This window comes from Cryptocyanus atlanticus LEGE 06306 (assembly GCF_056633155.1).
The window spans coordinates 1-7,293 of record NZ_JBSJOZ010000024.1 but is presented as its reverse complement, the minus strand read 5'-3'; the positions used below and the strand labels follow the sequence as shown (position 1 = coordinate 7,293).

Genomic DNA, 7,293 nt, shown 5'->3' with positions numbered 1-7,293 from the left:
CCAGGGTTAACGATGACAGGGGCCCAGGATGTCCAATAAAAGGCACCCACCTCACCATGCATTTGAAAATGGAAACAAGCGAACAGCCTTAGTTTCATTGCTTGTGTTCTTGGATAAGAATAAAACCCTACTAGTCAATGCAACTGAAGACGATCTATACGATTTGGCTCGCCAAGTCGCAGCGCATGAGATCCCGATCAGCCCGAATGCCCAAAGGAACTCAGAGAGCGAGGTCAAAGCCGTTGCAAAATGGTTGCGAGGCCATATCAGGCCGAAGATATTAGGCGATAACGCAACCGACTATAAGGAGCTTCGCGAGATTCTTGAAGAGCTTGGATGCGAGTTTGATTCTCCCGACAATAACTTCGTGAAGATAAGGCGACTCCAATGGAGCGTAAAGACTGGCTATCCACGTGCTAACTTCACGGTCCCCGTTCAAGAAGTGAAGCGTATACGCCGATCTCTCCATCTTGACGAACTGCATGGGGTTGATTCGGCCGGCTTCTACAACCTTGAAGAGACAGTCGATGGATTTGTTAATCAGTATCGGAATCTTATGAAGAGACTTGCTGACCTATAGTGTGGCTATGATGACTAACATTGCAACTCACTTGTGCTGTAACCCTCACATTCCCTGGCAAGGATTAATCTCCATGCGGCGAGTTAATTCTAGGCGTTATGCGCAATTGCAGATACAACTACAGAATAAGCCAGTGGCCTGTATCATTTACCAATTTCTAACCTGAGAGGAATTATGTTATCAGCGAGGGAACGAGCTGACGCAATCTACAGACCAGCCATGAGTTGCTCAGATTGCTTTTCTTGTGGCTGCAGTCCTCAACTGCATTATCCTACGATAAATCTGCCTCAGCCGCGATGGGTTGGCAAGGGATATGATCAGGCAAGATTGAAGATATTGTTTGTCTTGCTGAATCCTGGTCAAGGGGACGAAGGTCAACTTCACGGCAATAAGCAAGCACTGAAGATTCTCAATGACTACAAGAGTGGCGGTGCGACACTGGACAATGTGCTCTCTTTTCAAGAAGGCCATATGCGTAGCTGGGGAAGGGAGCATGGCCACTTTTTAGGTTTTTATACTACCAGCCTAGGCCTAAAGCTTGATGAAGTCAGCTTCATCAATATTGCATTGTGCGCAACTCGCGAGAATCAGTATCCCAACAAGATGCTGCGACATTGCTTTGACAAGTATACATCCAGACTTGCACGTGCGATTGGGCCAGATGTGGTGATCTTGAGTGGCAATAAGGCGCATGCTTTTGAATCAGATTTCAAGAAGCTAGTTCCAGGCGCCTTAGTAGTACCGATGCTGCACTATGCACACAGGAAAGGGGCTGAGGCAACCCGACAGGAGGCTGCGCGTGTCCGAAAGCTTCTAGCCTCTGCAACAGGCTAAACGGAAAACAATGCCATCCACCTGAGCCGCCTCCCTATTGCTTCTGATTGTACTTGGATCTTTCTGCGGCCAGGTGATGGCAAGCGTTATACAGAATGGCGCCAGGCCGAGTCGAAGGCTAGAATGCTAGAGATTCGAACGCTCTGTGTCTAATGGACATCTGGGAGCAAAACAAACTGCTACTGTTTATCGCATTTGTTATTCCAGGATTTATTGGACTAAAAGTATATGAGCTATTATTTCCGGGGCCACCAAAAGATTCCAGTAAGCTGATAGTAGACGCAATTGCAATTAGTTGCTTCAACTACGCGCTTCTTCTTTGGCCGATATCAGCAGTTGAGAGTAGTGGTCTTCGAGTCTCGAATCCAGCTGCTTACTCAGCATTCTACGTCTTCGTGCTGCTGCTTGCCCCGATTCTCTGGTCATTTACTTACAAGTGGCTCAGGCTTCAGCCTGCTATTCAACGGATCCTGCCACACCCAGGAAATCCTTGGGATTACATTTTTGGGAGTCTCAAACCATACTGGATAGTTGTGACACTAAAGGATGGGACAAAGCTGGGAGGAAAATACGATAGCCTTTCATTTTCGTCTACATCAGGGACGACTGAAAGACTTTACCTTGAAGAGGCTTGGATCATTAATGAAAAAGGCGGATTCGAAAGAAAAAAGAATAATACCGCAGGCACTCTGATTATGTGTCATGATTTGGCTTCGATCGAATTCTTCCACGTTACCTATCCACAAGACAATGAGCGACCCTAGCAAGAAAGTTAGACTAGACGAGGGTTATCAACCTGGGCCAAGTGGCTCAGATAAGCCAAAGCGCGAAGGTTCTCGTCCTCTTGAGCGAGGGTATCAGCCTACAGAAAGCAAGAAGAAAGGCGAACCAAATCCTCCGCCAAGAGAACCCTGATGCATTCCCTGTGAGACATCTGTATAACATCGCCATACACCTGAACCGCCACCTGAGATTTACTGTGCCCATGTAGATAGCTTTAGCGTAACCCATTGCGGTCAGGTGATGGCGAGCGTTAGATGGAGCACTATGATTAGAAAAAGCATGCCTTGGATGCTCCGCCACATTCTCGTTGCCATAATCTGCATATCTATTGCGATCTGCGCCCCTACTATAGCCAGTCCTGAGTATCTTAAGCAGACGAATCTCCCGCCAATTATCCTGACATACAATGATCTGGATCGCATTCTAGCCAATGTCAAGAGCCAAGTTGCTTCTGCAAATAAGACATCCAAGGATGATGATAGGTCTAGTGCAAAATCTACCATTGAAGCCGGTGAAGAGAGTATTTCTTTGTTGGACTGGGAATCACTTCATTCTGTAAAGTCTGCGCCCAATCCTGGAAGAGCATTTAGATTTGTGTTTACTCAAAGCGACTCATCAATCTCCCGAGTAGAGATAGCTTTGTCTGATCTTTATCGGCAACTAATCGTTGAAGGAGCCGATACCGCGCAGGTTAATGCAATCTACTCCTACCTCAAAGACGCGTTTGATGCTTTCAGGATGTCGATTAGTGGCTACGGGTTTCGATCCGCAATCGGACTCCTCGCGGGCTCACTAGGCGGAGGGTTAATCATTCGACCATTCTTGGCCCCATTGATTATGAGGTTTTTAGAGCCAAGCAGGACAGTGATTTACCCAGGCAGGGGATCCCTATTCTCAATACTTTGTGGTGTTTTAATCCTGATCATTCTATTCCTGCCCCCTTGGGGTGATTGGTTGACAGGCTTTGCCGTCTATGCTGGATCGACAAGCTTTATTGACCGAAACATCAATTGGATGTCATTTTGGAGCCTAGTTGTTACGGCATTGATTAGCACAATAATCTTTCTTGGCAGAGCAATAAAGATGGCATATGGTTCAAAGTCAGCTCAAGCAACATCCTCAATACAACCGCCAAGTGACAATCGCTAAGACTGCCCATCTAACATACCCCTTGAGTGGTCAGGCCACCCCAAGCGTCTGTTACGCCCTCAAGCTCCTTGCCTGCCACTCAGGGGCAGCGTTAGCCGGAGATGCCACGCATGAAAGTCCCAAACAGAATCACAACTGACCGCCTAACTCTTCGAAGACATGAAATAAAGGACCTTGAAGCCTTGACAGCCTTCTTGAGCGACCCAGTAGCAACACGCTACATGGCATTCACGCCCGAACAGAAGGCGCAGGCGGGGGCACGAAAAATGCTGGAGTACGTGATTGAATCGTATACAACTGATGCCCCGATCTTCTCGTTGACGATTGCCGATCCGGAAACGGATCAATACTTAGGCTCGTGTGGGGCGAACCCAGACGTTAAAGACATCGAGATTTACTATACTATCGTTGCAGAGCATCAGGGCAAGGGTTATGCAACCGAAGCGGCCAGGGCGCTGCTCGACTACCTCAAAGAGACTACGGAAGCGATGCTTATCGCCTACGTCATTCCAGAGAACATGCCCTCGGTTCGCGTTGCTGAACGACTTGGGTTCATCGATGCTGGTCCCATTCAACGAAAAGCGGTGACCGGGGATCAAGAACATGAAATACTTTCGGGGCGGAGATATGTACTACCAAAATGAATCCGGTCTAACAAATTGCTCCACACAGTCGCCTGCGGCGGCGGGTGTGATCTACTGTTAGGTACAACAATACATTGAAGCAATCACCAAAGAAATGATGTTTCAGTCCTGGAGCAATGAGTTCAAGGGGAGTGAATGGGATGGTCAGGCTGAGTTGTGGCTTGATCCCGCCGGCAATGAAGCCAATGTAAGTGACTGCACTCTATCAATCAACTCAGGAGTTTTAGCTTAGGGCATTATGTACTTGGCAAACACCGTCAAGGGAGCTTAGGTAACATGACAGAATACACAATACTAATTGGCCTAATTATGTCTGCTCGGACTCTTCTCTTTCTGGTTTTGGGTCGGCAGACTTTGGTCGAGCTATGGCCGAGAGAATAGTACGAAATCGTTTTTCTGAGGTTTCAGCATCCAAGAGCTTGGCCGCTTCCGAGAATCTTGAAGATTGATCACTGTCTGATTTGCTCATTATCATCATCCTTTCTGATTTGAATTGGAGCCTCGTAGGATGCCTTTGCTGTGGCGGTCACATCAGAATCTGTTGGCCCGGCTTTTACTACTTCTCCCACTGAATTAGACGAGACTGGCAAAGAACTACTGGATTGCGAGATGTCAGAACTATTTTTGGTGGTTGTCTCCTGATGACCATTCACTGTAGGCGCTTGTTCGCTGGCACTTGGCGCATCAAGTTCATTGGGAGCCACTTTCTCTTCGCTAACGACATTTAGTTTAGGGTTTTCGTCATCTCCCAAGTGTTCGGCGTCAGACGCAATGCTCAGCAAATCGAGCTGCATTCCTGGCTTTACATACCCGACTGGCAAGGTAGGCCGACAAATCACAAGTCTCTGTCCATTTCTAGATTCAAGTTTACGATCAAGGTGCAGTAAATCGCATTCGTCATATGTGTGCATCTCGTCAACAGATCTAAGCAGTGCCGTTGCGAGGTGAATTGAGTCTGTCCGCTTGGATAGTCCTGGAAGCTCCCTAAGCAATCTCCTGGCTTCTGACGCAACAATCTGATCAACTTGATTGATAATGACAAAATCTTGATTGAAAACCTTTTCAATAATATCTAAGCCATACTTGGTTAACGGCTTTGGTGTTGCTTGTTCGCTTCCAAGCCGATTTACTTCAACCAAGGAAAGCGTAGAAGTCCATATTTGATACAGTCCGTCTTTGGATGAATTGTAAATGTATTCAAGCGGCTCCCACCGGCCTGGATCTTGATTGATTAGGCCAATCCAGCAACACGAGTCCCAGAAAACCCGCTTAGGTGCTGCCATTAGGCATTCCCCCAAAATGCAGCAACATGAGCAGAAGGCGTTAGGCCATTACTGAAGCTAGCATCGTGTATCTCTTCAAGAGATACATCTTTGGACTCAACAGGTTTTAGGTCGTCAGCATGAACGAGCCTAATCTCACCATTAGCATTATAGAAACACATACCTGGAACGATCACGCGTCGACCGGCCCAAACGTCTTTCCATATTCTTGAACTAACTTCATCTTCTACATGCGTGAAAACACACTTAACCTCTTTCCCGGTCAAGCGCAACTGAAGTAAAATTGCTGGATTTCCATGATAAGTTGTGGTAGAAAGAAGATTTCCCTCTACTGATCCATACTCTTTGTGAGTCCAATCAGCCTTGCTAGCCTTCTCCTCTTGGGAGAGCTTGTCTAAATAGGTTAGCCCCATTCTGGCCGATCGTTGGTCAATGCGAAGATCAACCTCACCATTCGCAACTTGAAAAACTGTGCGGCCAATTCCATTTAGATTTCGGCTGAGTATTTGGCGAATGATCGCCTCCGATTCATGATCAATCCATTCAAACCTTGTCCTGGCTTGAATAATCTCCTCAATGCCGTGGGAAACCGCTTTGGCTGCCATAAAGCCTTTTACTTCAGGTTGCTGGCCAGACTCAACGGAGAACGGCTGGGCCTCTACTGTCAGGGGTGAATTAGTTGTTGCAGACGTAAGCCTCCACAAAACCTGCGCTCCGTGGTCATCAGGTTTTGCGCTTGATTTGTCTAGTAGTCGAAACAGATCAAGCACCTGACGCATTGCGTCAGCAACTTCATGGGAACCCGCGGAATGATCTGATGGATAGATAGTAAGCCTAATAGATTTACTTTCCATTTTGATCAAGATCTAGAGTTCCCTTTCGTGAGCCACGGTATGTAAGTCGCTTCCCGGCGATACCCGCCAGGAGGATGGACGCCCTTTCTTTATCACAGACGCCAAGGCGTGCGCGAGTGTTGTAACGAAAGTCAAACTCTGCGACATATCGGTGAAGGTGCTTCTCGGAGCAGTGCTGGTAGACGCCTTTCATGCACCGTTTGAACACACTGTAGAAGCCCTCAACCGTATTGGTGTTGACATTGCCACGGCCCCACTCGAACTGACTGTGACTGACGTAACCATGGCTGGCAAAGTGTTTGCCCAGGCCCTTGTACTGCCCGGCTTCGTCGGTCATGACCTCAGTGCCGGGATGGACGTTCGCTTGGAGGACAGGTAACAGATCCGCCACCTTGGTCCCCTCAACGTGGAAGGAGCGAGCGGACCCACCGCGCTGAACAAGGGTCAGAACCGCATTCTTGTGTGAGTATCCACGTTTTGGCTTGTGCCCTGGCTTGCGGCCAATAAACGTTTCGTCTATCTCAACGACAGCCCCCTCCCCGCCAATGGGAGGCAGGGCACCCCCTTTCATTGCTTCCCGAATACGGTGGGTCATGAACCAAGCTGTTTTGTACTGGACTCCGAGCACTCGCATAAGTTGATGGCTGCTGATCCCCTTCTTGCTGCAGCACATCAAATAGATTGCTTGAAGCCAAAAGTTCAGCGGAACATGGCTGCTTTCAAACAGCGTTCCCACCTTCACCGTGAATTGACGCTTGCAGGGCCCACAGCGCCATAGGCCCTTTCGCCCACCCTTGACGGACGTAATTCGTTCCTTGCCATTGCAGCGGGGGCAGACAGGGCCGTCTGGCCATAAAACGCGCTCAAGCTCTGCGAAGGCCGCCGCTTCGTCGTGGAAATAGGGGTGGAAAGAATGGACATTGTTTTATCCTTGACCTCTAACCTAGGGATTTAGAGCGTGTTTGTCAAGTGCATAATGCCCTTAGCTTACACGTGGATTTATAACAGCCAAACACAAACCGGTTCTTTCACATTTGATGACGATAGTGCCACTTGGACCGATACCTTCCATCAGCGAGAACAAACGCGTTGTCTATGCCTCACTGATGATTGTGAGGTGGGTGCCTTTTATTGGACATCCTGGGCCCCTGTCATCGTTAACCCTG

Annotated in this window: 7 protein-coding genes and 1 pseudogene; 5 read left to right on the top strand and 3 right to left on the bottom strand. The window is 48.2% G+C overall.

Going from position 1 to position 7,293, the window contains the following annotated elements; all coding sequences use genetic code 11:
• The first annotated feature begins 28 nt into the window (after nucleotides 1-28).
• The 5 genes from ACWJI7_RS13905 (at nucleotide 29) to ACWJI7_RS13885 (ending at nucleotide 3,990) form a co-directional block, all read left to right on the top strand.
• The gene (locus tag ACWJI7_RS13905) at nucleotides 29-580 is read left to right on the top strand and encodes a hypothetical protein (protein ID WP_479938786.1); all 552 of its coding nucleotides are present in this window, start codon (nucleotides 29-31) and stop codon (nucleotides 578-580) included.
• 327 nt (nucleotides 581-907) lie between these two features.
• The gene (locus ACWJI7_RS13900; RefSeq protein WP_479938785.1) at nucleotides 908-1,414 is read left to right on the top strand and encodes a hypothetical protein; all 507 of its coding nucleotides are present in this window, start codon (nucleotides 908-910) and stop codon (nucleotides 1,412-1,414) included.
• A gap of 152 nt (nucleotides 1,415-1,566) precedes the next feature.
• A complete protein-coding gene (locus ACWJI7_RS13895) occupies nucleotides 1,567-2,178 on the top strand; it encodes a DUF6338 family protein (RefSeq protein WP_479938757.1) in 612 nt (203 codons plus the stop codon).
• Nucleotides 2,179-2,485: 307 nt separating this feature from the next.
• The gene (locus tag ACWJI7_RS13890) at nucleotides 2,486-3,346 is read left to right on the top strand and encodes a hypothetical protein (RefSeq protein WP_479938783.1); all 861 of its coding nucleotides are present in this window, start codon (nucleotides 2,486-2,488) and stop codon (nucleotides 3,344-3,346) included.
• Nucleotides 3,347-3,447: 101 nt separating this feature from the next.
• Nucleotides 3,448-3,990 carry a GNAT family N-acetyltransferase gene (locus ACWJI7_RS13885; RefSeq protein WP_479938781.1) on the top strand — a complete coding sequence of 181 codons (543 nt, stop codon included), beginning with the start codon at nucleotides 3,448-3,450 and terminating at the stop codon, nucleotides 3,988-3,990.
• Between the two features lie 449 nt (nucleotides 3,991-4,439).
• Here the strand turns inward: ACWJI7_RS13885 and ACWJI7_RS13880 are convergent, their stop codons facing one another.
• The 3 genes and pseudogenes from ACWJI7_RS13880 to ACWJI7_RS13870 form a co-directional block, all read right to left on the bottom strand.
• Entirely contained in the window at nucleotides 4,440-5,129 is a 690-nt protein-coding gene (locus tag ACWJI7_RS13880) for a PIN domain-containing protein (protein WP_479938780.1), read from the bottom strand.
• A 143-nt stretch (nucleotides 5,130-5,272) separates the two neighbouring features.
• A complete protein-coding gene (locus ACWJI7_RS13875; protein ID WP_479938778.1) occupies nucleotides 5,273-6,127 on the bottom strand; it encodes a hypothetical protein in 855 nt (284 codons plus the stop codon).
• Nucleotides 6,117-7,048 (bottom strand): annotated as a pseudogene (locus ACWJI7_RS13870) (IS1595 family transposase). The gene ACWJI7_RS13875 and the pseudogene ACWJI7_RS13870 overlap by 11 nt, the downstream one beginning before the upstream one ends.
• Between the last annotated feature and the right edge of the window lie 245 nt (nucleotides 7,049-7,293).

Bases quoted from the DNA above. Each gene is read 5' to 3' on its own strand.
- ACWJI7_RS13905 (WP_479938786.1), top strand. From the start codon at position 29: ATGTCCAATAAAAGGCACCCACCTCACCATGCATTTGAAAATGGAAAC.
- ACWJI7_RS13895 (WP_479938757.1), top strand. From the start codon at position 1,567: ATGGACATCTGGGAGCAAAACAAACTGCTACTGTTTATCGCATTTGTT.
- ACWJI7_RS13890 (WP_479938783.1), top strand. From the start codon at position 2,486: ATGCTCCGCCACATTCTCGTTGCCATAATCTGCATATCTATTGCGATC.
- ACWJI7_RS13885 (WP_479938781.1), top strand. From the start codon at position 3,448: ATGCCACGCATGAAAGTCCCAAACAGAATCACAACTGACCGCCTAACT.
- ACWJI7_RS13875 (WP_479938778.1), bottom strand. From the start codon at position 6,127: ATGGAAAGTAAATCTATTAGGCTTACTATCTATCCATCAGATCATTCC.